A 25,638-nucleotide genomic window follows, 5' to 3' on the forward strand; every position below is an offset into this window, starting at 1 on the left:
GGAAGTTTTTGGCTAGGCTAAGCCTATGGTGGATCAGCCCGGGGACGGCGAATATCCGGAACATTGGGAAGCCGATGTCGTACTGCGCGACGGCGGGACGGCGCACCTGCGGCCGATCCATCCCTCTGACTCGGACGCTGTCCAGGCCTTCCATGTCGGGCAGTCGCAGGATTCAATCTACATGCGCTTCTTCGCGTTCAAGGCCAGGCTGTCCAGCAAGGAGCTCAAGCGCTTCACCGAGGTGGACTATAAGGACCGGGTGGCCTTCGTCATCACCATCAGCGGGGAAATCGTGGGCATCGGCCGCTATGACCGGCTCGATGATCCCGCCGAGGCGGAAGTGGCGTTCAACATTGCCGATTCCCACCAGGGCAGGGGAATCGGTTCCATCCTGCTGGAACATCTCGCCGCCGCGGCCCATGAAAACGGGATCCGGCGCTTCAGCGCCGAGGTGCTGCCGGAAAACCGGAAAATGCTGATGGTCTTTTCCGATGCTGGCTACGACGTCCGGCGGCACTTTGACGACGGCGTCGTCAGCCTCGAGTTCAACATCGACCCCACGGAAAAATCCCGTGCCGTGATGGAATCCCGGGAACACCGCGCGGAGGCGAGGAGCGTGCGGGACCTGCTGACGCCGTCGTCCATTGCCGTGATCGGTGCCAGCCGCAAATGGGGCACGGTGGGGTACCAGCTCCTGGAGCACATTATCGAAGGCGGCTTCCGCGGCCCCATCTACGCCATCAACCCTGAAGCGCTGGAACTTGCCGGGATGTTGTCCTTTGGGAAACTCTCCGAGGTCCCGGACCCTGTCCAACTGGCGGTCGTCGCCGTCCCCTACGAGGAAGTCCCAGCCGTGGTGGCGGACTGCGCCGCGGCCGGCGTCAGGGGGCTGGTGGTCGCCTCGGCAGGCTTCGCGGACGACGGCGAACGCGGCCTTCTGCGCCAGAGGGACCTCGTCCGCCAGGCCAGGGCCAGCGGCATGCGCGTTATTGGGCCGGCATCCCTGGGGGTGGTGAACACCAGCCCGGAGGTGTCGCTGAACGCGTCAATGGCGCCCACCCTGCCGCTGCGAGGGGGACTGGGCCTCTTCAGCCAGTCGGCCGCCATCGGTGTTTCGCTCTACGCCGCCTCAAGTCGCCGCCGGTTGGGCCTGTCCACCTTCCTGTCGGCCGGCAACCGGGCCGATGTTTCGGGCAACGACATGATGCAGTACTGGGAGGACGATCCCGAGACAACCGCCGTGGGGCTCTACCTTGAATCCATCGGCAACCCGCGCAAGTTTTCCCGCCTGGCCCGGCGGCTGGCCCGCACCAAGCCGGTCATCGTCGCCAAGTCCGACGCCATGGGGCTGCGGCTGCCGCCAGGGCACGCCGTCCGGACCACCCAGGCGCCCTCGGGCGCGCTGGACGCGATGTTGCGCCAGTCCGGGGTCATCCGGGTGGAAACCATCGAGCAACTGGTGGACGTCGCGCAAGTGGTGTCCGGCCAGCCGCTCCCCGCCGGCCCGGGGCTTGCAATCTTCAGCAATTCCCAGGCACTCGGCAAGGTAGTGGCGGACAGCGCATCGTCCCAGGGACTCGCCGTCGAGCAGTTGGTCACCGGGGTGGACCTCGACGCCGGCCAGTCCATCGCCCTTCCCGCCCTGCGCGCCAGCCTGCTCAAGACGCTCGAGTCCGGTGCCGTCCACTCGGCTGTCGCGGCGCTGCTGCCGGCACGCGGGCTGACGGTGGACAGCATTGCCGAAGTCCTGGCCGAATGTGCCGCGGCAGCCGGAAAACCGGTGGTGGCCGCCTTCACCGGCATCCTGGACCCTTCCATCTCGGTGGAGGGAATGCTGGGGTCCGCGGAACGCGCCGTTCCCTGCTTCTCCAATCCAGGGGCCGCTGTCGCCGCGCTCGCTGCCGTGGTGCGCTACTCGGAATGGGTGTCCCGCGACCAGGGGCACTTTGTGGAACCCGAAGGCTGCAACCCCGAGCTCGCCCGAGCGGAAATCGAAGCCCTGCTCCAGGATGTCAAAGGCGAACAGCTCAAGAAGCTGGAGCCTGCCGCTGCGGCCTCATTGTTGGGCCAGTACGGGATCAACGTGCTGCCTTCCGTGGGCTTTGATAACCCGGACCAGGCCGTTGAGGCGGCCGACGCCCTGGGGTGGCCGGTGGTGCTGAAGACTACCGACCCCGCGCTGCGGCACCGGCTGGACCTCGGCGGCGTGCGGCTGGACATCCAGGATGCCGAATCGCTGCGCCTGAACGTGCTGCAGATGCGGCGGGTGCTCTCGAACTACGGCGATCCTGCGCTGGAAGTTCAAAGCATGGCTCCGGTTGGCCAGGCCTGCACCTTCCGGGCCATCGAGGACCCGCTGCTGGGTCCGGTCATCTCCTTCGGGCTCGCCGGGGATGCCGTGAACCTCTTGGATGACTGGGCTCACCGTGTGCCGCCGCTGTCGGCCGCCGACGTCGACGATTTCATCCGTGGGCCCCGCGCGGCCCGAAAGCTGTTTGGCTACCAGGGCCTGCCTGCCGTGGATGTCACGGCCCTCGAAGATCTGGCCGGCCGCCTCGCATGGCTCAAGGACAACCACCCCGAGATCGCCCTGGTGGAACTCAACCCCGTCCTGTGCGGCACTTCGGGAGCCATTACCCTTGCCGCTGACGTGCGGATCGGCAACGCCGCCAAGCGGACGGACAGCGCGCGCAGGGCCATGCTTGGCTGAGGCGGTTAGCAAGTGACCGGCCGATCTGTGAAAATGGGGGAATGAGCTCTCAGCCTCCCGCTTCGGCGCCAGAAACGCCCGGCAATGAAACCCAGGCAGTCCGCCACCACAGCTCACACAGCCACAGCGCCCAAGGCCTGAGCCTGGACGGTGCGCTCCAAAAGGCAGGCTTCTACCCCCGCCTTGTGGCTGATGTAGTAGACGACGCCCTGGACGGACGCGAATGCGTCGCCCACCTTGTGCACCTGGAAACCCACTTCGACCGCGCCGAGGTCCGCCGCCACATCACGGTGCTGGTGCTCACCTCGGACATGCTGGTCATCACCCACGTTGACGACCAGCAACTGGACGAGGCAGGCGAGCAGATCGTCGCCCAGATCTCCACCGAATCCGTCCCCGTGGCGCAGATCCGGTCCGTGGTGCTCAGCTACATGTACTCCCAGCCGCAAAACTACAAGCCCTCCGATCCTGTGCGAGAAGTAACGCTCTCCATCGCATGGTCCGGCGGCCAGCGGCTGGACATGGGTCCTGCCAGCTGCGGCGACCCGCAGTGCGAAGCGGACCACGGCTACAGCGGGACCATCGCCCAGGAGGACATCGTCCTGCGCATCAGCGCCGAGGCGGACGGGCTGCAAGCCGTCCAGGACGCCAAACTCTTCGCCCGTGCGCTTCGTGCTGTGAACACGGGTTCGCCCGCTCCGGCGGCGCACGTGCAGTCCATGGCGCCGCGGCCGCGTGCCGGAGTGTTCGGCAACCGCCTCAGCCGCGGGCACCAGCAGCGCTGATGCCCGAAGACCGCCACCCGAACGTCAACCTAACCGCCCGGCCCCACCGCCAGACTGTCCTGCCGGCCGCTCCCGCCTACGGGCAGCGCTCCATCGCCGAGGTGCTCACCAGCGCAGCGGCGAGCCTGGGCGTGGACGGGTTTGTGAACACCCTCGGCCTGCCTGCAGCCTCGCGCGTGTGCGTGGTGCTGGCCGACGGCCTCGGCCGGAACCTGCTGAAGCAGAAATCAGCCCATACACCTTTCCTGCGCGCCGTCATCCAGGCCGGGCAGGGCGCCGTTCCCGTCTGGCTGGATTCCGCGTTTCCTTCCACGACCGCCGCCGCCCTGGCCAGTTTCGGCACCGGTCTGGCCCCTGGCCAGCACGGCATGGTGGGCTATGACGTGCTCGACCCGGAGCAGGACAAGGTGGTCAACCTGCTCGGAAACTGGGATGCCGGCGTCGACCCCGGGGTGTGGCAGCCTTTTCCCACCGTGCTGGAACGCGCGGCGGAACAGGTGGAGGTCACCACGGTCAGCCTGCCGCAGTTCGGCGGTTCGCCCATGACCCGCGCAGCCCTGCGGGGCGGCAACTTTATCTCGGCCACCACCGCGCATGCCCGGACGGAAGCCGCGGCCGAGGCGATGTCCTCTGCCGGTCCATCGCTCATGTACTTCTATCTCAACGAGCTGGACAAAGCGGGGCACCGCTACGGTTGCCAGTCCGAGCAATGGGAGCACCAGCTCGAAGAACTTGACGCAACCATGAAGCGGCTTCACGCTTCCCTCCCGGCCGGCACCACCATCCTGCTCACGGCCGACCACGGCATGCTGGACGTTCCCGAACAGCAGCGCATCGATTTCTCCTCGGACCCCAGGCTGGTGGAAGGCGTCCGGCATACCGCCGGGGAGCCGCGGATGGTCCACCTCTACCTTGAAAACGGTATTGGGGAGGACGGCCGGGACCGTCTGCTTGCGGCATGGCGGGCACGCTTCGGTGAAAAGGTTTGGGCCTTCACCCGGGAAGACGCACTGGCGGCGGGCCTCTTCGGCGAGGTTCGGCCCGCCGTCGAGGGCAGGATCGGCGACGTCATGATCGCGGCGCGGGACGCCGTCGCCCTTTACGACACGCGGCGCGTCCGTCCCACAGCCATGGAGGTGGTGGGCCAGCACGGCTCCCTCACCAAGGCGGAGCGGGAGGTTCCCCTGCTCTGCTTTGCTGCGGGCGGCAGGAGTTCCCGGCGTGGCTGAGCTCGTCTTTTTCTCCGGCACCATGGACTGCGGAAAGTCCACGCTCGCCCTGCAAATGGACCACAACCACCGGGCCAGGGGACGCGGCGGAGTGCGCTTCAGCCGCAACGACCGCGCCGGTGAATCGCGTATTTCCAGCCGCCTTGGCCTGGAAACCGACGCGGTGGAAGTCATGGACGGCACCGACTTCTGGGAGGAAGTCATGTTCCGGCGCACCCAGGGCCAGCGCGTGGACTACCTCATCTGTGACGAAGCCCAGTTCTACACACCGGAGCAGGTGGAGCAGTTGGCGAAAGTCGTGGACGAGATCGACGTGGACGTCTTCGCGTTCGGAATCACTGCCGATTTCCGTACCAGGCTGTTTCCCGGTTCCCAGCGGCTTGTGGAACTCGCCGACCGGGTGCAGGTGCTGCAGGTGGAGGCGCTGTGCTGGTGCGGCCGCCGTGCCACCCACAATGCGCGGACGGTCGACGGCGTTATGGTCACCGAAGGAGCGCAGGTGGTGGTGGGCGACGTGGATATGGCGGGAGATTCCACCACCGTTGAACCGCCCGGGGACCACGTCCCCGTGGTGGGGTACGAGACGCTCTGCCGCCGGCACTACATGCGGCGCGTCACCGCGCACGGGGCTGCTCTGATGGGTCAGCAGGACCCGCTGCTGCCCTTCGAAGTGGACGCCTGCCTGTGGCGGGGCTCAGGTGGAACCGGGGTCCTCCAGGGGAATTAGACGGGCGCGTCGCTCCGATGCCGGGCCATTCGCCGCTTGCTGCTCCTTCGTCGCTCTGACGCAAGCTACACAAATGACCCCGGTACGCTCGCTGGATTTCAGGCACCGGAGGTAGTCTCGTACCAGGGTGTCCGGTCTCGTACCAGAAGTCCGCTGCGCGCCTTGATTGCTGCCCGAAGACAAGCCGTTTCCGTAAACCTCTGAAGTTTTTCCCTGGGACCGGCCTTGGGGCCGGTTTTGTCATACCCTCCACCGATGATTTAGGTATGGAGACGAACCCGGTAGTGGTGCAGGCGGAGGAGGCGGTTGATGCTGCTGTCGCTGCGTTCAGGGTTGCGCTGGTTGGCGGGGCTTCGGCCGTTTCCGGTGCCGCTGCTGCTTCCGGTGGTGCTGGCGGGCCTGACCCCGCAACTGGGCCTGACGCTGCGGTTGAATTTGATAATGATCCGTTGCAGCGGGTTGCTGATGCGGCGTTGGATGTCCTTGCCGGGGTGGCGCGCTCGGAAGCGAAGATCGCGGCCGTGAAGGCACAGGCCGTGGCGGTGCTGGCCGAAGCCACGAAGGCGCTGAATCCTCCGGCCGGGTCGCCGCAGGAGGCCGCCGCGCAGGACCGGAGCCTGGTGGCCGAGGTCGGGTGTGCGCTGGCGATCGGTGACCGGGCCGCCGGTGCCCTGCTCGCCGAGGCGCACGCCCTGACCAGTTCGCTGCCCCGGACGCTCGCGGCCCTGCGGTCGGGGACGATCTCGTGGGCGCACGCCCGGACCATGATCGAGCAGACGGCGTGTCTTGATCCCGCTGGTGCGGCGGCGCTGGAGGCGCACTTCCTGGACCCGGCGGCGCCGGGCCCCGCCCGCGGCTGCCCGGTCGGGGAGATGCCGGCCTACCGGTTCAAAGCCAAGGCCCGGGGCTGGCGGGAACGCCATCACCCGGAGAGCCTGGAGAAACGGCACGCGAAGTGTCGCGGACCGTCGGGTGGAGTACTGGCCGGACAGTGACGGGATGGCGTGGGTCGCCGCCCACCTGTCAGCGGACCGGGCGTCGGCGATCCGGAACCGGCTCACCGCTCTCTTGCCAGGGGCATGCAGGGCCCGGACGAGCCCCGCACCCTGACCCAACTGGTAGCCGATAGTTTCTCTTCAGGGCTTCTCGGCAGCGATAACACTGCCAGCAGCGGCGCCGGTGCAGGCGAGGGTGCAGGAACGGATCCGGGCCCATCTTCGTCGATCCGGGCGCAGGTGTTGGTCACCGTGCCGGTGTTCTCACTGATGGGCCTGACCGACGAACCCGCGGTACTGGACGGGCACGGCCCGATCCCGGCCTCCGTGGCGCGCAAACTCGTTGCCGACGGTGCCGGGTCGTTTTACCGGGTGCTGGTCGATCCTCGCGACGGGGCACCGCTGGAGATCGGCCGCTCCAGCTACCGGGTCAGCAAGGCCATGCGGAACGGGCTGCGGATGCGGGACGGCAAATGCCCCTTCCCCGGCTGCAACAACACCTCCCTCGACAACGAAGCCGACCACATCCTCGCCTGGCACCACGGCGGCACCACCGGAATATCAAACCTCGGCCAACCCTGCCGCAAGCACCACAAGCTGCGGCACACCAGCGGCTGGAAACCCACCCCGGCTACCATGAACGAACCGCCAGGCTGGATCTCACCGTCAGGCCGGCACTACAAAAGCGAACACCAGGACTGGGAACCACCCCACTGGCCAGAATGGATGACAATCGGTTCGATGATGGGCGGGCCAACGGGTGCACTCGTGGGACCAGCGGTTCCTCACGCAGCTATGCCCGGCATGGACATACCCGGGATTGCCGAAGCAGACCCATACCTAAGCGGGTTCGGTTTTCCCCAACCACACCTACCGTAAGACATAGCCTGGCTTGAAGAAGCTGATGATGCCGTGCGCTTCCTGGACCTGCCCGATTTCGACATCCCGGAAGAACCCGGCGTTCCGGAGAACGAACTGCCGCAGGACCCGTTCGGAGAGTTCTACCTGATGTTGGAGTTGGAGCATACGTTGCCGGAAACAGGGGTCTAAACCGAGAGGGACGGGTCCTGAATTTCCTGCGGAAAAGCCCTAATCGCCCCGCGTACCAAACACGATCTCGTCCCAAGATGGAACGCTGGACCGCTTGGGTCTGCCCGGCTGGCGCTCGGGGGCACCGGTCTCCGGCAACTGACCGGTAGTGGGCGAACTGTCGTCATTCCGCAGTACCGGCCGCCGCGGATTTCCGCCCAACAACTCGTTCAGGCCTCCGCCACTGGCAGGGCTGCCACTGGTGCCGCTGCCAGTGCTGGTTCCGCCGGCGTCCCCGTTTCCGGCTTCGGGAGTGCTGCCGGAGGGGCGCTGGGGGGACGCAACGATGGTGATTTCGCGGGTATTGGTGCTCACACCGTCGTGCAGCTTTAAAGCGTCATCGGCGTCATCACGGTGCGGAGGAATGAGGCTGAGGCGGGAGAGCATGGAAGGCCGGGTGTCCCGCCTGCGAACGAAGGAGCTGCCCTGCGCAGCCGGAGCTTCCGGGATCTCCTCCTGCGGCTCCTCGTCGTGCTCTTCTGCTTCGGGAGCTAATTCCGACGGCCTCGGGTGGGCGGCGGGAACGCCGTGGGTCAGCAGTAGCGCCAAGGCGTCATCGGAGTCCTCGTCGACGCCCAGGCGCTGTCCGCGGCGCGAGCGAAGCATGTCCAGTAATCCGTCCGATTCCTTGCCGTCCGCCTGTCCTGCATCGGGACGGGGACCAGGTGCTGGACGGACCGAGTCCGCGTCGGTTTCGAAGTCGAAGGGGCGGTCGGAAACTGCCGAGAGCCTGCGCGCCGGGACAGGTCCGTCCAGGGGCTCGAGCTCGCTGAGCTGCTGGGCCCACCGGTTGGCATTTTGCAGGGACTTTCTGGCTGGGCTGAAAGTCCACAATGCCGGAGGTTCCTCGCCGATGCCGGCCTGCCCGCCGGCATTGGTTTCGAAGCTTGCCTGCACCGTCCACGTTCCGTCCTGGCGCCGCCAGGAATCCCACTCCACGGTGGAAGGATCAATGCCATGGGCTGAGAGCCTATGCGCCACCATGTCAGCCAGTGTGGCGGGGTTGTCGCCGAAAGCGGACCGGTAGATGTCGTGACCCGGCGAAGGCGAGGCTACTTCCACCTTGCGCGCCTGCTGGGCAACGTACTCACGTTCCGCAAGCACAGGCCCCTCATAGCGCTCGACCTTCGCCAACGGCAGGCCGGACAGTTCCGCCACATCCGCAGCAGTCGCACCCGCCCGGATTCGCGCCTGGATGTCACGCGGGGACAAGGGAATGGCCGGCCGCCCGGCCGGCGGCCTCGCCGCTGACCTGCTCGCGGTCCTCAGCGCTTCGTCGATCGGCAGCTGGAACATCTCGCCGCCGGCCCCGCTCAACAGGAGATGTGCCCCGTCGTCGTGTACGCCTACAAGCCGTAGATCCTGCATACAAATCCTCCACCCTGGCATTACTATCAATCGAAACTCTGCCACCCGCTGAACCGGTTTTGCCTCAAGGGGCAGGGCGCGCCGCGATATTCCGGCCCAAGGCTGGGTATGGGGGAGGCCGGCGGACCAGCGGAAGGCATGCCGTCGCCGGGCACAAACGCGGGACAACCCGCGTTATGAAGGGTGATGTTCACAAGTCGGCAAGAGGAAGAAGGATATGGCGGGAATGGCCACCGATTATGACGCGCCGCGCAAGACTGAGGAAGAGCTCGGAGAGGATTCCGTCGAAGAGCTGAAGACCAGGCGCCTGGACAAGCCGGTTGCGGTATTGGACGAAGACGAAAGCGATCTGGCCGCCGGCTACGAGCTGCCCGGCGCGGACCTTTCCGGAGAAGAACTGACGGTTCAGGTGGTTCCCGCCCAAGTAGATGAGTTCACCTGTTCTTCATGTTTTTTGGTCCGGCACCGCTCCCAAATTGCGCGTGAAAAGGACGGCAGGTTCTACTGCAAGGAGTGCGAAGGCTGAACCCGGGGCAGGCCCGAAGCAGCTGGGCTCAAGGCAGCCGGCAAGCAAAGTAAACGGGCAGGCCGAAGCGAAGACGACGGCGGGGTCCGGCCGGGTGGGCAGGTCACCTGCGTGACAGGGCCGCGGTCAGTTCGTCCGGGTGCCGGGTGGAGGTCAGCCAGTACGGCGTCTGGTCCGACGGATCGGTAATTTCGATTTTGACCACAGGATCGATCCAGCCGCGGATACAGAGGTAAGCCAGGGCGTTCAGCCGGGTGCCGCGTTCCGCTGTTGCGTCCGGACCCCGGAAACCTTCAACCGCACCCACGAAGCGCCGCTCGATGCTGGCACGTCCCACGGTCAAGGAATCCCCGGTAACCACGATCGCTGGCGTGGACAGGACCAGGAGAACAGCCATGATGGCAAAAAGCACTCCTGCGGCCGTGAAACCCGCTTCTGTGCTGATGGGCGCGAATACCAGGATGCCGGCTCCGGCCACCCCGGCAGCAATGATCCAGATCCAAACGTTGGGCCACAGCTTCTCCCTGTAGATCACCGCAGCCCCGGTGGATGGTTTCTGGGGAACGGGCGCAGGCGAGCTTGATTCGGGCATGTGCCAAGCTTTCCATCTTTGCCCGGCTATTTCACCTTGGGTGGGAGCATCCCCGACTGCCATTTTCCTGCCACGGTGCAGCCGCTCCCCGGAGCCGGCCCTGGTTCTGATTTGCGGGCGCGGGTTAGAGTGAGTGACTGTGACTGATCATCCCGCGACAGTAGATACTTTCCCTGACGAAGCAGCCGCAGCCGGCCTTGCTGCTGCCGCCGCGACTCCAGGCGCTCCCACCCTCCAGGTCCAGCTGAAGATGCTGGATCCGGACCTCGAAGCCCCGTCCTATGCCCACCCGGGCGACGCCGGCGCTGACCTTCGAGCCCGCGTGGACGTTGTGCTGCAGCCGGGGGAGCGGAAGCTGGTTCCAACCGGAGTGGCCATTGCACTTCCTGAAGGCTTCGTGGCATTGATCCATCCCCGCTCGGGCCTGGCCACCAAGCACGGGCTGACCATTGTGAACGCCCCGGGAACAGTGGATGCGGGCTACCGCGGCGAGATCGCCGTCACTCTCCTGAACACCGATGCACAGCAAAGCATCGAACTGCGCCGCGGCGATAGAATTGCGCAGATGGTCATTCAGCGCGTGGAACACGCGCAGTTCATCCCCGTGAATGAATTAAGCGGATCTGTTCGTGGCACAGGAGGTTTCGGCTCCACCGGCGGCTTCAACGTGCCGGACGCTTGACCTTTAGCTCTTCCCCAACCCGTTCTTCCGTACCGGCACGGGCACGCCGGACGGCAACAGAGCACGACGGCGGGACCCCCACGGGTAGCCGGCAACCAACTAAGGAGATACCCCAATGGTCTTTGGGCTCGGCAGGAAAGCCAAGAAGGAACAAGCAGCCGAACCGGATGAACAGTCGCCTGCCGCGGAGACCGCGGAAGAGGCAGCGGACACTTCCGGACCCCGCTCGAATGGCCCCTTTGACGAATCCGAAATCAGCAGCCGCGATGGCTATGTTGACCTGGGTGCGCTCCTGATCACCCCCAGCGAGGGGCTCCAGCTCCGGCTCGAGGTGGAAGAGGCAACTCAGCGGGTTGTTGCCGTCACCATGGACCTCAACGGCTCCAGCCTCCAGCTCCAGGCATTCGCAGCTCCCAAAAGCGAGGGGCTCTGGGACGAGATCCGCGAGCAGATCGGCCAGTCCGTGGGAGTCCAGGGCGGCCAGGTCGAGGAGATCGAAGGCACCTTCGGCACCGAACTCGTCGCGAAGCTGCCGGCGGGGCTGCCGGACGGCAGCCAGGGTTACCGGGCGGCACGCTTTATTGGGGTGGACGGCCCCCGCTGGTTCCTGCGCGGTGTCCTGGGCGGAGCCGCTGCACTGGAGCGAACGGCGGCGGAGCCGCTCGAGGCACTGTTCCGCCGGGTGGTTGTGATCCGCGGCGACAGCCCGATGCCGCCGCGCGATTTGCTGCAGCTCCGGCTGCCCAAGGACGCCACTGTCACGCCGCCGCCAGCTGCATCAGCTCTTCAGGAACCTGAACGTGGTCCTGAAATCACACAGATTGGCTGATGGTGTGCCCGGGGGAGCTCCGCTGAATGAAGGCGACGATGTTCCCCTCAGCCGGTTGCCGGTAAAGGGCCGGCTGGTTTGCCGCGGCCGCATCGAATCCGTAACTTATGTTCCGGCGGACCAGACTGCGGCCTTCAGCGCCATCGTCTCGGACGCTGATCCCCGGGAACCAGGAGCCGCAGCTGCAGCCGGACCGCGAGGGCGGCTTCGTGTTGTGTGGCTCGGACGGCGGCGCGTGCCGGGCATCGAGGCCGGCACCGAGGTGCGGCTCAAAGGCATGCTGTCCCGTGTGGACGGCCTGCCCACCATGTTCAACCCACGCTACGAGATACTGTCCCGCCAGGAGAACGAATGACTGCGTCCACGCCCAACCCTTCAGCCGGTGCCGGCCCGAACGGCGCTTCCGGCCCGGACGGTGTTTCCGGCCCGAGCGGCGCAGGCCAGGGTGGGCTCCAGAATGGCGTGGACCCGGACGGAGCCAAGGAAGCCGGACTGGCTGGCCCCGCGGGACAGGACGCTGGCCAAGGCGCGTCCCCGGCAGCGGGCCTCGCTGCCGACTACGCAGCCAAAGCCGGGCTGCACCGGACCCATGACGGCCGGGTGGATGTACTGCGCAGCGCCGGCGGTGTCCAGGGCATTGCTGAAAGCATTGTCCCGGGGCTGTTGTTTCTCGTGTCCTACACCATCACCCGGGACCTCACCGTTTCCCTTGTGGCCGCGCTGGCCTCGGCCGCCGTGTTCACTGTGGTCCGGCTGGTGCAGCGGCGTCCCCTGACGCAGGCACTCGCGGGTGTGGTGGGTGTAGGCATCTCTGCCTGGGTCGCCAACACCACCGGAAAAGCCGAGGACTTCTACCTGCCGGGGTTCTTTACCAACGCCGCCTACATTGTGGCGATGGTGATTTCGATCGCCGTCAAGTGGCCCGTCGCCGGGCTGCTCTTTGGGTTCATCCGCAATGAAGGCCTCGACTGGCGGAACGACCCTGCCCGGGTCAGGGCCTACCGGCTTGGCACCTGGATCATTGTCGCCGTCCTGGTGCTTAGGCTTGTGGTGCAGGTACCCCTTTACCTGATGGGGCCGGACGGGCTCGCCGCGCTGGCAACCACCAGGCTCATCATGAGTACCCCGCTTTATATCCTGGGAGTCTGGATCGCCTGGCTCGTCACCAAGCCGGCTCCGGTTGACGGCGAGGCGGCGGGCGGCGCCCCCACGAAAGGCTAGGGGCGTTTGGCCAGGGCGTTACCCGGCAGCCGCGTCACCAACCAGCCGGGTTAGTGCACCTAGCCGTCGAACCCGTCGTCCTCCGGACCCTGCTGCTCCAGGTGCCCGGCATCTTCTGCGGGCCGGGGCTGCGGTGACTCGGCGGAGTCGGGGGAGAGCAGCGCCCGCAACTCGTCCTCCGCGGCGATGGTGGTGACGAAGAAGAGCTCGTCGCCGCCGTCGATGACATCGTCCCGGCTGGGTGTGATCGGGGCGTGATCCCGCAGGATGGCCACCAACGTGGAATCCTCGGGCCAGCGGATTTCCCCTACTGTCCTGCCGATCACATGCGAATCATGCGGAACAGTGAACTCCACCAGTGAGGACACGCCCGTCTGAAGGGTCAGGAGCCGGACAAGGTCGCCGATTTCCACGGCCTCCTCCACCAGCGCTGTCATCAGCTGCGGCGTGTTGACTGCAACGTCCACGCCCCAGGAATCGTTGAACATCCAGTCGTTCTTGGGGTTGTTGACCCGGCCCACAGTGCGGCCGACGCCAAACTCCGTTTTGGCCAGCAGCGAAACCACCAGGTTCACCTTGTCGTCGCCGGTGGCGGATACCACCACGTCCGCGTCCTCCACCCTGGCGCCCTGCAGTGTGCTCAGCTCGCACGCGTCGCCTACGAGCCAATGGGCGCCGCGGAGTCCACTCCGTCCAATGACCTCCGGTTTCAGGTCGATCAGCAGGATGTCATGCTTGTGGGCGAGCAATTCCCTGGCGATGGACGAGCCGACGCTGCCGGCGCCCACGATCACGACTTTCACTGAAACTCCTTGACGGGGGCTTTGGCCAGGATCTGGGCCACCTGGGCGCTGCGGTCAACCTGCAGCATGGCGTGCACGGTGTCGCCGTCCTGGTAGGCGGTCCCGGCATCGGGCAATAATCCCTCACCGAACCGGGTGAGGTAGGCAACGCGGACATTCGCCGCCTTTTCGATGCTGCTGATCCGGTGGCCGATCCAGCCGGCGTCGAGATCCAGCTCGGCGAGCACCAGGCGTCCGGAAGGCTCCCGGAAGTCACCGGCAAGGTGCTGTTCCGGCAGGATGCGGCGCAGCACCTGGTCCGCACTCCAGCGGACCGCCGCCACCGTGGGGATTCCAAGACGCTGGTAGATCTCGGCGCGGCCAGGATCATAGATGCGGGCCACCACATGGGGCACGTGGAAGGTCTCCCTGGCCACCCGGGTGGCCAGGATGTTGGAATTGTCACCGCTGGACACCGCGGCAAAGGCGTACGCGTCGGCTACGCCGGCCTGCTTCAGGGTGTCGCGGTCGAAACCGACGCCGGTGACCTTGCGTCCGGTGAAACCCTGGCGGAGCCTGCGGAAAGCACGGTCGTCCTGGTCGATGATGGCCACGGAATGCCCGGCGTCTTCGAGCGTATGCGCCAGCGTCGCCCCCACCCGGCCACATCCCATGATCACGAAATGCGCCACCAGTATCTCCTCTGCTTCTTTCCCACGGTCCTGCCGCTAGAACTCTACCGTCAGCGTCCCGGATCCAGCTGTCCACCGGCTGTCATGACACAGCCCGGGAATCAGACTAGCTTTGTGGGGTGCTGACAATATTGAACGCTGCGAAGCGCGTGCTCGTGGGCAGGCCGTTCCGAAACGACCGGATGGCCCATACGCTGCTTCCCAAGCGGATCGCACTTCCGGTTTACGCCTCCGATGCCCTGTCATCCGTTGCCTATGCCCCCGATGAGATCCTGCTCACCCTGGCGTTGGCCGGTGTCAGTGCGGTGGCGTTTTCACCCTGGGTGGGCCTGGCCGTCATGGTGGTCCTGCTGACGGTTGTGGCCTCATACCGGCAGAACGTCCACGCTTACCCTTCCGGCGGCGGGGACTACGAGATTGCAGGCGAGAACCTGGGCAAGTACGCGGGCCTCACCGTGGCATCGGCCCTGCTGGTGGACTACGTCCTGACGGTTGCGGTGTCGATGTCCTCCGCCGCTGCCTATGTCACCACCGCCATCCCGGCACTCCACGGCCAGCAGGCCATGATTGCCACCATCGGCGTGGTGATCCTTGCGCTGGTGAACCTGCGCGGCGTTAAGGAGGCAGGCAGCGTGTTCGCCGTACCCACCTACATCTTTATGGCCTCCATCCTGGGCATGACGGCGGTGGGCATCTTCCAGGCAGCCACCGGCCAGCTGGGCGAAGCGCCCTCCGCGGCGTTCACCATCGTGCCCGCGCCCGGCTTCGACGAAGGGCTGGTGGGGCTCGCCGGCGCCTTCCTCCTGCTGCGCGCCTTCTCCTCCGGCGCCGCAGCCCTTACCGGCGTTGAAGCCATCAGCAACGGAGTCCCCAACTTCAAGCCGCCGAAGAGCAGGAATGCGGCAACCACGCTGCTGCTCCTGGGCGTAATCGGGGCATCCATGCTCGCGGGGATCATCTACCTGGCCAACGCCACCAAGGTCCACATCGTCCTGGACCCCGCTACGGAGTTCCTCCTGAACGGCAGCCCGCTCCCGGAGGGCTACATCCAGACCCCTGCCATCAGCCAGATCGCCCAGACCATCTTCGGCCCGGGATCGATTCCCTTCTACATCGTGGTGGCCGCTACCGGCGTCATCCTGGTGTTTGCCGCGAACACCGCCTTCAACGGCTTTCCCGTACTCGGCTCCATCCTCGCCCAGGACGGCTACCTTCCGCGCCAGCTGCGCACCAGGGGCGACAGGCTGGCCTTCAGCAACGGAGTCCTTGCCCTTGCCGCAGGAGCGCTGGTGCTCATCCTCGCCTTCAACGCCGACGTCACCAAGCTCATCCAGCTGTACATTGTGGGCGTCTTTATCTCCTTCACTGCCAGCCAGCTGGGAATGATCCGGCACTGGGGCCGGCAGCTGAAGCTGGCCAGGGACAAAGGCGTCCGGCGACGGATGGCAAAGTCCCGTGCCATTAACAGCATTGGCTTCGGCATGACCGCCCTGGTCCTGGTCATTGTGCTGGTCACCAAGTTCGAGCAGGGCGCCTGGATCGCCCTGCTCGCCATGTTCGTCCTCTTCCTGATCATGTGGAGCATCAGGGCACACTATGACAACGTGGCCAGGGAGTTGGCGGTGGATGAGGACTCTTCCCCGCGTGCACTGCCCACCCGGGTACACGCCGTGCTGCTGGTGTCCCATGTTCGCAAGCCCGTTCTCCGGGCACTGGCTTACGCGCGGGCGTCCCGGCCGTCAAGGCTGGATGCGGTGACGGTGGACATCGACCCCGAAGAAACCGCAGGCACGGTAGCGGACTGGGAGAAGCTTGACATTCCCGTGCCGCTGACGGTGCTGGCCAGCCCCTACCGTGAGACGGTCACCCCCATCATGGAGTACGTCAAGCAGATGCGGCGTGACTCCCCGCGGGACCTGATCGTGGTCTATATCCCCGAATACGTCGTAGGCAAGTGGTGGGAGCAACTCGTCCATAACCAGACCGCCCTGCGCATCAAGACCCGGCTCCACTTCGAGCCCGGCGTCATGGTGGCCAGTGTTCCCTGGCAGCTCAAATCATCCGAAGAAGCAAAGAACCTGCAGGACATCCAATGATTGCAAAGACACAAACCCAGGCGGCACTGACCGGAGAAGCGGGCACGGAAGTAGTGCTCGACGTCGGACCGGTGGCGCACGGCGGCCATTGCGTCGCCAGGCACGAAGGACGCGTCATCTTTGTCCGGCACGCCATCCCGGGCGAAAAAGTGCGGGCGCGGCTAACGGACGCGGACGAAAAGGCCAAGTTCTGGCGCGCCGACGTTGTTGAGGTGCTCGAAGCCTCACCGGACCGCGTAGACCACTTTTGGCGCCCTGCGGATTCGCGCCGCGCCTGGGGCCACGGACATCCGCCCGTAGGCGGCGCCGAGTTCGGCCACATCACCCTTGCCCGCCAGCGCAGCCTCAAGGGGGACGTACTTACGGAGCAACTCAGCCGGCTCGCCGGCGTCGGGCAGCTTCCGGACGGCTGGACGGGCTCTGTAGAAGCGGTGGGCGGCGCCTCGCCGGCATCAGACGCAGGCGACGGGGCAGCGGACGACGGCGGGGACGGCCTCCGCTGGCGGACGCGGGCAAGTTTCTCGGTCACCCCCGGCGGCAAGCTCGGTATGCATGCGCACCGGTCGGGGCACATCATCCCCGTCCATGAGATGCCGCTGGCCACCGACGCCATCAACAGCCTCCGCTTGTGGGACCTCGACCTGCAGGGAGTTGACCGCGTGGAGGTGGCTGCACCGGCCAACGGCTCCCGGCCTTTGGTGCTGCTGGCCGCGGCCGAGGGAACCAAGCCCAAACGCCTGAGTGCCATCGCGGCGGACCTTCCCGCTGACGTCTCCGTTGCAGCCTTCGACCCCGCTACCGAGGACGTCCAGCAGTTGCGGGGCAGGCTGTGGGTGCAGGAATCTGCCGCCGGGCACGAGTACCGGGTCACCGGCGCCGGGTTCTGGCAGATCCACCGCGACGCGCCCGGGGCACTTGTGGGGGCCGTCACAGAATTCCTGCAGGGCGGCGGCTTCCTCCACCCCGGCGCGGTAGTGGCTGACCTGTACGCGGGAGCAGGCCTCTTCACCGCCGTACTTGCCGACGCGGTGGGGGAGACGGGGTCCGTCCTGTCCGTGGAAGGCGCTCCCGGGACCAGCCGGGACGCACGCAAGAACCTGCACGCAGCGCCCCAGGTGGAGATCGTCCAGGGCCGCGTCGAGCGGGTCCTCCGCCACAAACCGCGGGACTTCGACGCCCTGATCCTTGATCCGCCCCGGGCCGGCGCCGGGAAGGCGGTGGTGAACCAGCTTGTTGCGGCGAGCCCGCGCGCCGTTGCCTACGTGTCCTGCGATCCGGCGTCGTTCGCCCGTGACGTGGGGTACTTCCGCCAGGCCGGCTGGGAGCTTGCAGGCCTCCGGGCTTTCGACCTCTACCCCCACACCCATCACCTGGAGACTGTGGCGCTGCTGACTCCACGTCCCTGATGCCGCAGCAGGTATCGACTACTATGGCGGTAGTAGTCCCACGTCGCGCTCCGTAATCACGGCCGGCCGTGTGCAATTTTCGGGCCCTGGACTAATTAGGGCTTCCTAACTAGCAGGCGGTCATCCGCGCGACAAAGATGAAACTGTTGCGAGAGGAGTCCTGCGATGAGCACTGTGGACAGCTTCGGTTCAAAAGGCAAACTTAATGTAGCCGGAACCGATTACGAAATTTTCCGGTTGAACTCCGTTGAAGGTGCCGAAAACCTTCCGTTCAGCCTCAAGGTATTGCTTGAAAACCTGTTGAGGACCGAGGACGGCGCGAACATCACTGCCGATCACGTCCGCGCCTTGGCAGGCTGGGATCCGAATGCCCAGCCCGATACAGAAATCCAGTTCACGCCGGCACGCGTGATCATGCAGGACTTCACCGGCGTTCCCTGCGTGGTTGACCTGGCGACGATGCGTGAAGCGGTCAAGGAACTGGGCGGAGACCCCAAGCGGGTGAACCCCCTGGCCCCGGCCGAGATGGTGATCGACCACTCGGTCCAGATCGACGCCTTCGGCAACTCCGGCGCACTGGAGCGCAACATGGAGATCGAATACCAGCGCAACGGGGAGCGTTACCAGTTCCTGCGCTGGGGCCAGACGGCGTTCGACGACTTCAAGGTGGTTCCCCCGGGAACCGGCATTGTGCACCAGGTCAACATCGAGTACCTGGCCCGCACCGTGATGACCCGCGAGGTTGACGGCGCCCTGCGCGCCTACCCGGACACGTGCGTTGGTACCGACTCACACACCACCATGGTCAATGGACTGGGCGTGCTCGGCTGGGGCGTCGGCGGCATCGAAGCCGAGGCCGCCATGCTGGGACAGCCCGTCTCCATGCTGATCCCGCGCGTTGTGGGCTTCAAGCTGACCGGGTCCATCCCGGCCGGCGCCACCGCAACCGACGTGGTGCTCACCATCACCGAGCTGCTCCGCAAGCACGGCGTCGTGGGCAAGTTCGTGGAGTTCTACGGCGAGGGTGTTGCGGCCGTGCCGCTGGCAAACCGCGCCACCATCGGCAACATGAGCCCGGAATTCGGTTCCACGGCCGCCATGTTCCCCATCGACGACGTCACGCTGGACTACTTGCGCCTCACGGGCCGCTCGGAGCAGAACGTTGCCCTGGTGGAGTCCTACGCGAAGGAACAGGGCCTCTGGCACGACCCTTCCCGCGAGATCAAGTTCTCCGAGTACCTGGAACTGGACCTGTCCACGGTTGTTCCGTCCATCGCAGGCCCCAAGCGCCCGCAGGACCGGATCGAACTGACCGAGGCGAAGGACGAGTTCCGGCACGACCTGAAGAACTACGTTTCCCACGACGCAGATGCCGGCACCCTGGACGAATCTCTCGAAGAGACCTTCCCGGCTTCCGACTCGCCCTCCTTCACGGCCGGAGCCTCACACATCTCCGACACGGACCGCGAGCCTGAGAAGTATGCGGCAGGCCATGGGGGAGCGGGCCGCATTACCAATCCCGTCCCGGTCAAGATGGAAGACGGACGCGAGTTCGAACTTGACCACGGTGCAGTCACCATCGCCTCCATCACGTCCTGCACCAACACGTCCAACCCGTCGGTCATGCTGGCCGCCGCGGTCCTGGCCCGCAACGCCGTGGACAAGGGCCTCACGTCCAAGCCGTGGGTCAAGACCTCTGTTGCACCAGGCTCCAAGGTTGTCACGGACTACTACGAGAAGTCCGGCCTGACCCCCTACCTGGAGAAGCTCGGCTTCTACATCGTGGGCTACGGCTGCGCCACCTGCATCGGCAACTCCGGCCCGCTGGAAGCCGAAGTTTCGGAAGCCATCCAGGCGAACGACCTCGCTGTCGCGGCTGTCCTTTCGGGCAACCGCAACTTTGAAGGCCGCATCAACCCGGACGTGAAGATGAACTACCTGGCCTCCCCGCCGCTGGTCATCGCCTACGCCCTGGCCGGGTCCATGGACTTCGACTTCGAAACCGACGCCCTGGGCCAGGACCAGGACGGCAACGATGTCTTCCTTAAGGACATCTGGCCGAACCCGGTTGAGGTCCAGCAGGTCATCGATTCCTCGATCGACAAGGAAATGTTCGCCAAGGGCTACGAAGGCGTCTTCGAGGGCGACGACCGCTGGAAGGCGCTCGACACGCCCGCCGGTGACACCTTCGCGTGGGATCCGAACTCCACCTACGTCCGGAAGCCCCCGTACTTCGAGGGCATGCAGGCACAGCCTGCGCCGGTCAAGGACATCACGGGCGCCCGCGTGCTCCTGAAGCTGGGCGACTCGGTCACCACCGACCACATCTCCCCGGCCGGTTCCTTCAAGTCCGACACCCCTGCCGGCCAGTACCTGCTGGCCAACGGCGTGGAGCGCAAGGACTTCAACTCCTACGGTTCCCGCCGCGGCAACCACGAGGTCATGATCCGCGGAACGTTCGCGAACATCCGCATCAAGAACCAGATCCTGGACGGCGTCGAAGGCGGCTTCACCCGCGACTTCACCCAGGAAGGCGGCCCGCAGGCCTACGTCTACGATGCAGCGCAGAACTACCAGGCCGCCGGTACTCCCCTGGTTGTCCTGGCCGGCAAGGAATACGGCTCCGGTTCGTCCCGTGACTGGGCTGCCAAGGGTACCGCGCTGCTGGGTGTCAAGGCTGTCATCGCCGAGAGCTACGAGCGCATCCACCGCTCCAACCTCATCGGCATGGGTGTCCTGCCCCTGCAGTTCCCGGCCGGCGAGTCAGCTGCGACCCTGGGCCTGTCCGGCACGGAAACGTTCTCAGTTGAGGGCGTCACCGCCCTGAACGAGGGCACCACGCCGAAGACCCTCAAGGTCACCGCAACCGCAGAGGACGGCAGCTCGACGTCATTCGACGCCGTCCTGCGCATCGATACCCCGGGTGAAGCGGACTACTACCGCAACGGCGGCATCCTGCAGTACGTGCTTCGGCAAATTAGCGGTAGCTGAGCTGATCGGCTCGGATACCAGAGGAACTGGTCGCTGATCGCTTTGCCGGCGGTCGCATTAGAGTCTCGCACAAGTGCCCCGTCAGGCTTCGGCCTGGCGGGGCGCTTGCTGTTTCCTGTTGAACGAGTAGTGGCCGGTACGCGAGTTCAAGGATGGCGTGCTGGTCGTCCACCTCATGTCGGCGCGGCGGCAGGCATGGCAGCGTAGGAGGTGCCGATCCCAGATCGCGGCGAGAAGCGCAGGATCGTCGCGCGGATTTTGCAAGGTCTGGAGCAGATGAGCGGTTGGTCATCCGCCTCAGCAGGGAACTTACGCTCATGGACGCAGGCGAGCCTGCTGGTAGAGATCGAACGCGCAGTAAGAGGGTAAGGCCCACGGCGCAGACTTACTGTTCCGTGCAGCATCTTGGTGCGTGATCTAGTGTTTTTGAGTTTGACCGATGGAATCGCTGGGCCAGCTAGGTTGGCGCGATCCCTAGCAAGTCATCCAAACACTGCGGATAACCACAGGAGTCTTCACAGAAGGCAAAATTAGACCAGATTGTTCAGGGCTGTCAGCTCGTTCATGAGTTGAACGCGTTTAGACGGCGCGCGGAAGGATGTTGGCACGTGCCACTTTGGAATCATCAGGATGCTGCACTGACGACTCTGCGCAGGTACCTTCGTGAGGGCTCGGCGGCGGGTGCTGCATTGATATCTATGCCGACGGGCAGCGGCAAATCGGCCGTGATCGCTTCACTTGTTGCGTCAACCGAAGTGGGCGGAAAGAAGCAAAGTGCTTTGGTCGTTACCCCTTGGTCTGGGTTGACTAGGCAGATTTTGGAGGACATTGATGATCGCGTCTGGCAGCGCCTAGAGCAAAAACGCCCCGAGAATCTGGCGAGAGTGGAAGCCGTACGCAGTGCCGCTGCCTTCATCGCCGAGATGCAATCGCAGGAACTCAGAGAACCGAAGGTTTACGTCACCACTCTGGCAATGGTCCTCCAGATCTATAAAACTGTTGGCAACGACAGCACTCAGATGGCGTCCTTATTTCAAGGTTTCGCGACCGTCGTGGTCGATGAGTGCCACTACGAACCAGCCCCTGGATGGTCCCGGGCGGTGCGTGCCACGGGGCTTCCCATCTGCCTGTTTACAGCGACGCCCTTTCGAAACGATAACCGCATGTTCGTGCTCGATGAAGACGCGCATTATCGGTACAGCCACCTCCAGGCTGTGAAAGACAGAGTCCTTAGGGAACCAACTTTTTTGATTACCAGGGAAACTGCGTCTGTCAGTGACTATGTTGATGACCTCCTTGGACACATTGCCGAAAAGGTGACTGAAGGGGAGCGGGTTATTGTCCGGTGCGGAAACCGGGCAAGTGTGGAGGCAGTCGCCCGCACGCTTAGCGCGAAGGGCCGCACGGTGGTCGCTGTGCATGAAGCGTTCGTCCACGATGAAGCGGCTCCCTATCTCAGACGATCAGTTCCTGCTCCCTCCGGTCGTCCTGACGCGCAGTTTCTAGTACATCAACACAAGTTGACCGAAGGATTCGATGATCCGTCGGTCAAGGTTCTCGCGGTTTACGAAGGCTTCGGGAATGACCGGTCGCGCATCCAACAAGTTGGCCGGATCCTTCGTAATCCGACACGAGCCGAGGATACTTCAGCTTTTGTCCTCTCCGCGGACGCAACGATGCAGGAAGCCTGGGAGCGTTACCGGAAATTTGATGCTGGCGATGACCCAAAGTCAGTCGCCACCGACCCAGCAGGCGTCGCCGAGCTACTGGATGCGCAACCAGAGATCTTTTACTGGGATCGGCTCTTTCGCGAACAGGCAGATCTGCGCGCGGACGAAGCATGGAAGGAGATCAAGTTTCGACTCAGCACGTCCATCCGCCGACCCATCGGAGCCTTCGGGCTGGATTCATTCGCAAAACAAGTTGAGGACGATCTCGCTTGCAACGATCGTCAAATTCTCAGCACGGGGAGCCCCGATGAGGATACGCGGGTCTTCCTCCACCTTTCTGTACGCAACTCGCCAATCCTGCGCGAAGCGGCTTTTGTAGAGATGGCACTCGGATATACAGTGCTTCACTGGAACGGAGAACATCTTTTTGTGTCCGATTCGGATGGCCTCCCGGAGTCGGTCCGCTCCCACACAATTTCGGTAGGTGCCGGCGCGCTAGTGGGCCTGCTGCCTAGCGATTCCACAGTCACTTCCATGTCGCTCACCAACAATGATCTAAGCGATTGGTCGGTGCGTTCACGCTCATTGAGTGCCCGGGACGTTGCTTTAGTAGCAGCTGAGGTTGGGGATTCGACCTTTGGATACTCGACGGCCTCCGGCACTCTCGTCATTGAGGGCAACAAAGTTGGTCGATACACAGGTGTCAAGAATGGGCGTGTGAGTGACTCCCGTAGCTCGAAGGGGCACTATCCCGAGTTACGAGCATGGTTCGACGAATTGTCCGTTGCACTGCAAAGGGAGGATCCCCCCGCGTCGGCGATCGCACGCTATGGGCTCCCTGTCACTATTTCCGATCCTCCGATTGCTGCACACGTGCTCCTCGACCTTGCCCAGCACACATTCGAACCGCTAGAAGAGGGTGGTGACCCCCTCGTGATCGATTGCTCCGGTGGTGTCGCAGAGCACGGGCAGTTCGAGGTGGAAATCAACGGAAGCCCGATCGATGTCTCAATCCGCTGGGACAGCGCTCTCAGTAGGTTTGAACTCTCTTCCGCTCGTAGCGTGCCGTACAGATCCACTATCGATCCACGCTCGACGTTCTGGCAGTTCGTAACTCGTGAACAGTTGGTGAAGGTGGCAACGGCTGGGGGGCTTGTCTACTCGAACCGAAACTTCTGGTCCATGAAGCGTCGTAACTCGAGTTCACCTGACGGTTTGTTGTCGATCCTGGAGACGAGTGAGGAGCTTTCGAATGTGGTGGGGGAGAAGGGACATGCAGACGGCGCAGGGCCTTGGCCATCTGACACTGTGTTCGGACAAATTGATGACGTGCTCCTGCCACAGGCTTTGGGCACGGAATCAACCGTCTTGTGTACCGACTTGGGATCCGAAATAGCTGACTTCGTAGGATTCAATGAAGCGAAGGTCGTTTTTGCCCATGCCAAAAGCAAGAAGGAGATGAAACCTTCAAGGATTTCGGGTGCGGCGCTTCACGACGTGGTCTCGCAGGCGACAAAGAGCTTGCGGTTCCTGACCATTGGAAACCAAGACCGCCCGGCAACAAAGTATTGGGCGGATGATTGGAGCATCCAGCCACGGTCGGGGTCCAAAGCTACACCCTTGGGGCCAGCGAAGCGTCTGCGCCGTGGGGCGGCCCAGACGACAGGTGAAGCGTACTGGGACCAAGTCGACGCGATCATCCAGTCGCACGCAGCCGAACGCGAAGTTTGGCTCGTGTTGGGAGCATGCCTGTCTAAGTCAGCCCTTAGTGACGAACTCGCGAAGGAAAATCCCAAACCCGTAGCGCTGCAGGTGCACGCGCTTCTAACCGCAGCATGGAGCGCCGCCCAGCAGTGCGGGATTCGGTTGAGGGTGTTCTGCTCGGAATGATGGCACCATGGCGGAGTTCTGGCGCAATAGCGATGGCTCGTGACTGAGGCCTAGGATAGCACCACTGTCGCCATTCGCCGGAATGGGCACGGACCGCTTTGCGCCCCCTATGGCTAGTAAGGCTGGATTGTTCTTATTTCATCGGCGAGGTTTGGGGCGATGCGAAGATGCATTCGACTCGACGGGCTCAGGGCTGCTTCCGGATAGCCAAGCTGAGCGAGGCGGATCTTGATGAGTTCGCGCGTTACCCGCTCTGCAACACGAAAGAGGTTTCCCCGGAACGGTGATCCGGCAGCGTTGTGCTCCATGACGGGTGATTCCGTGTCGTGGACGATGGTGTTGCGGGTATCTGCCAAGTACCAGTACCAGTGGCCGAAGGAACTGTACATCTTGGTTTTCCCATTGAATTCGCGTGAAAAACGTGGTGTTGACCCCCGCCAGAGGAACTCATCGGCACCGATCGTTCCTGTCACTGAACCGTAGATCTCTTCGAGGACGCCGATGCCGCTCGCTGTTCCGGTTTTACCTGAGAGTGCCTCGATGGCCGTCTTCAGCTGCACGAGGATATCCGGCATGGTGTGAAGCGGCGAATTCTCCCACGCGCGACCGTGCCAATGGAGGGCCGCCCAGACCTCGCGCATGGTTTTGGTAGATGCATCAGACAGGGCCTCCATCGAGATGCGGTACACAGCATCCAGAAGTTGGCCGTCGAGCGAGAGATCTGGAATCGTCACCAGTCCTTCCGGAGCCGGCACGACAACAAAGTCATCATGAACGGTGCCGCCGCCAATGGTTCTCCGATTCAGAGTTCCTCCCCGGGTACGCACAAAGGTTCCGCGCTCGAGCGCCGTGAGTTCACCCACAAAGAACGTCGCCACTTCAGCAGTGGCAAGGTTTAGTGCGGGTGCTTCCCAGGGGATTTCGTTTCCCTGGCCTGCGTTGGCGTCGGCCGCAGCGAACAACACTGCAGCTTGCAGGGCGCTTCGTTCATGTTCGCGGGCCTCGCCAGGATCAAGCTCTGGTTCTCTACGTTGAACAAGTGTGGCAGTAGTCAACGGCTGGCCGGCTTCATCGCGAAACCGGGAAAGGAGAGCCTTCAAGGTCCTGCCAAAACGGTCAAAAGGCTCATCCAGTTTTCTTGGGTCAAGTGGTTGCAGCACCCATGGTCCGGCATTCACCTCCTCGCGCAGGCGAAGATACGGGAACAAGTAGATTGCCGGCCGGTCAGTCACTCTCTAAGTATCGTTGACGTCCGCGGAGGCCTGAAGTGGGGGAGCCGCTGTTCAGTGCCGGGACAACGAACGCTTCGCAGTGCCCAACTGCCTCGCATCGTGACCGCATCACCGTTGGAGCGCTGT

At 64.3% G+C, this 25,638-nt stretch carries 19 protein-coding genes and 1 pseudogene; 15 read left to right on the plus strand and 5 right to left on the minus strand.

Annotated features, from left to right (window positions below; all coding sequences use genetic code 11):
- The first annotated feature begins 25 nt into the window (after window positions 1-25).
- From M1E07_RS08860 to M1E07_RS08885, 6 genes and pseudogenes are all read left to right on the plus strand, one after another.
- The gene (locus M1E07_RS08860; protein WP_461189862.1) at window positions 26-2,710 is read left to right on the plus strand and encodes a bifunctional acetate--CoA ligase family protein/GNAT family N-acetyltransferase; all 2,685 of its coding nucleotides are present in this window, start codon (window positions 26-28) and stop codon (window positions 2,708-2,710) included.
- A 41-nt stretch (window positions 2,711-2,751) separates the two neighbouring features.
- Window positions 2,752-3,495 carry a DUF5998 family protein gene (locus M1E07_RS08865; protein WP_461189863.1) on the plus strand — a complete coding sequence of 248 codons (744 nt, stop codon included), beginning with the start codon at window positions 2,752-2,754 and terminating at the stop codon, window positions 3,493-3,495.
- Window positions 3,495-4,724 carry an alkaline phosphatase family protein gene (locus M1E07_RS08870; RefSeq protein WP_461189864.1) on the plus strand — a complete coding sequence of 410 codons (1,230 nt, stop codon included), beginning with the start codon at window positions 3,495-3,497 and terminating at the stop codon, window positions 4,722-4,724. The genes M1E07_RS08865 and M1E07_RS08870 overlap by 1 nt, the downstream gene beginning before the upstream one ends.
- Window positions 4,717-5,451: a thymidine kinase gene (locus tag M1E07_RS08875; protein WP_461189865.1), complete on the plus strand. Its 735-nt coding sequence runs from the start codon at window positions 4,717-4,719 to the stop codon at window positions 5,449-5,451. Before M1E07_RS08870 ends, M1E07_RS08875 begins: the two co-directional genes overlap by 8 nt.
- 266 nt (window positions 5,452-5,717) lie before the next feature.
- Window positions 5,718-7,325: pseudogene (locus tag M1E07_RS08880) on the plus strand (HNH endonuclease signature motif containing protein).
- A 33-nt stretch (window positions 7,326-7,358) separates the two neighbouring features.
- A complete protein-coding gene (locus M1E07_RS08885) occupies window positions 7,359-7,496 on the plus strand; it encodes a hypothetical protein (RefSeq protein ID WP_461189866.1) in 138 nt (45 codons plus the stop codon).
- Window positions 7,497-7,535: 39 nt separating this feature from the next.
- Here the strand turns inward: M1E07_RS08885 and sepH are convergent, their stop codons facing one another.
- On the minus strand, window positions 7,536-8,903 hold the full coding sequence (sepH, locus tag M1E07_RS08890) for a septation protein SepH (protein ID WP_461189867.1): 1,368 nt from the start codon (window positions 8,901-8,903) through the stop codon (window positions 7,536-7,538).
- A 226-nt stretch (window positions 8,904-9,129) separates the two neighbouring features.
- Here sepH and M1E07_RS08895 point away from each other — a divergent pair, with 226 nt between their 5' ends.
- Window positions 9,130-9,429 carry a DUF4193 domain-containing protein gene (locus tag M1E07_RS08895; RefSeq protein ID WP_461189868.1) on the plus strand — a complete coding sequence of 100 codons (300 nt, stop codon included), beginning with the start codon at window positions 9,130-9,132 and terminating at the stop codon, window positions 9,427-9,429.
- A 103-nt stretch (window positions 9,430-9,532) separates the two neighbouring features.
- On the opposite strand, the gene M1E07_RS08900 is transcribed toward M1E07_RS08895, so the two are convergent.
- Window positions 9,533-10,021: a DUF3093 domain-containing protein gene (locus M1E07_RS08900; protein ID WP_461189869.1), complete on the minus strand. Its 489-nt coding sequence runs from the start codon at window positions 10,019-10,021 to the stop codon at window positions 9,533-9,535.
- Window positions 10,022-10,160: 139 nt separating this feature from the next.
- Here M1E07_RS08900 and dut point away from each other — a divergent pair, with 139 nt between their 5' ends.
- From dut to M1E07_RS08920, 4 genes are all read left to right on the plus strand, one after another.
- Entirely contained in the window at window positions 10,161-10,703 is a 543-nt protein-coding gene (dut, locus tag M1E07_RS08905; RefSeq protein WP_461189870.1) for a dUTP diphosphatase, read from the plus strand.
- A 115-nt stretch (window positions 10,704-10,818) separates the two neighbouring features.
- Window positions 10,819-11,532, plus strand: a complete 714-nt coding sequence (locus M1E07_RS08910) for a DUF3710 domain-containing protein (protein ID WP_461189871.1) — start codon at window positions 10,819-10,821, stop codon at window positions 11,530-11,532.
- Window positions 11,525-11,887: a single stranded DNA-binding domain-containing protein gene (locus tag M1E07_RS08915; RefSeq protein ID WP_461189872.1), complete on the plus strand. Its 363-nt coding sequence runs from the start codon at window positions 11,525-11,527 to the stop codon at window positions 11,885-11,887. The genes M1E07_RS08910 and M1E07_RS08915 overlap by 8 nt, the downstream gene beginning before the upstream one ends.
- Window positions 11,884-12,753 carry a DUF3159 domain-containing protein gene (locus tag M1E07_RS08920; RefSeq protein WP_461189873.1) on the plus strand — a complete coding sequence of 290 codons (870 nt, stop codon included), beginning with the start codon at window positions 11,884-11,886 and terminating at the stop codon, window positions 12,751-12,753. The genes M1E07_RS08915 and M1E07_RS08920 overlap by 4 nt, the downstream gene beginning before the upstream one ends.
- A gap of 59 nt (window positions 12,754-12,812) precedes the next feature.
- Here M1E07_RS08920 and M1E07_RS08925 read toward each other — a convergent pair whose 3' ends face one another.
- Together M1E07_RS08925 and M1E07_RS08930 are read right to left on the minus strand one after the other, a co-directional pair.
- Window positions 12,813-13,556 (minus strand): potassium channel family protein, encoded by a 744-nt coding sequence (locus M1E07_RS08925; RefSeq protein ID WP_461189874.1) that lies wholly within the window; start codon window positions 13,554-13,556, stop codon window positions 12,813-12,815.
- Entirely contained in the window at window positions 13,553-14,227 is a 675-nt protein-coding gene (locus M1E07_RS08930; protein WP_461189875.1) for a potassium channel family protein, read from the minus strand. The genes M1E07_RS08925 and M1E07_RS08930 overlap by 4 nt, the downstream gene beginning before the upstream one ends.
- Window positions 14,228-14,346: 119 nt before the next feature.
- Here M1E07_RS08930 and M1E07_RS08935 point away from each other — a divergent pair, with 119 nt between their 5' ends.
- The 4 genes from M1E07_RS08935 to M1E07_RS08950 all read left to right on the plus strand — a co-directional run bounded on the left by M1E07_RS08935 (window position 14,347) and on the right by M1E07_RS08950 (window position 24,280).
- The gene (locus M1E07_RS08935) at window positions 14,347-16,323 is read left to right on the plus strand and encodes an APC family permease (RefSeq protein ID WP_461189876.1); all 1,977 of its coding nucleotides are present in this window, start codon (window positions 14,347-14,349) and stop codon (window positions 16,321-16,323) included.
- Complete coding sequence (locus tag M1E07_RS08940; protein ID WP_461189877.1) at window positions 16,320-17,729, plus strand: class I SAM-dependent RNA methyltransferase; 1,410 nt, start codon at window positions 16,320-16,322, stop codon at window positions 17,727-17,729. Before M1E07_RS08935 ends, M1E07_RS08940 begins: the two co-directional genes overlap by 4 nt.
- A gap of 165 nt (window positions 17,730-17,894) precedes the next feature.
- Window positions 17,895-20,720: an aconitate hydratase gene (locus M1E07_RS08945; RefSeq protein WP_461189878.1), complete on the plus strand. Its 2,826-nt coding sequence runs from the start codon at window positions 17,895-17,897 to the stop codon at window positions 20,718-20,720.
- Between the two features lie 608 nt (window positions 20,721-21,328).
- A complete protein-coding gene (locus M1E07_RS08950) occupies window positions 21,329-24,280 on the plus strand; it encodes a DEAD/DEAH box helicase (RefSeq protein ID WP_461189879.1) in 2,952 nt (983 codons plus the stop codon).
- 113 nt (window positions 24,281-24,393) lie between these two features.
- Here the strand turns inward: M1E07_RS08950 and M1E07_RS08955 are convergent, their stop codons facing one another.
- Entirely contained in the window at window positions 24,394-25,512 is a 1,119-nt protein-coding gene (locus M1E07_RS08955) for a hypothetical protein (RefSeq protein ID WP_461189880.1), read from the minus strand.
- Window positions 25,513-25,638 lie beyond the last annotated feature (126 nt).

The sequence above is a fragment of the Arthrobacter sp. Z4-13 genome, assembly GCF_054792705.1.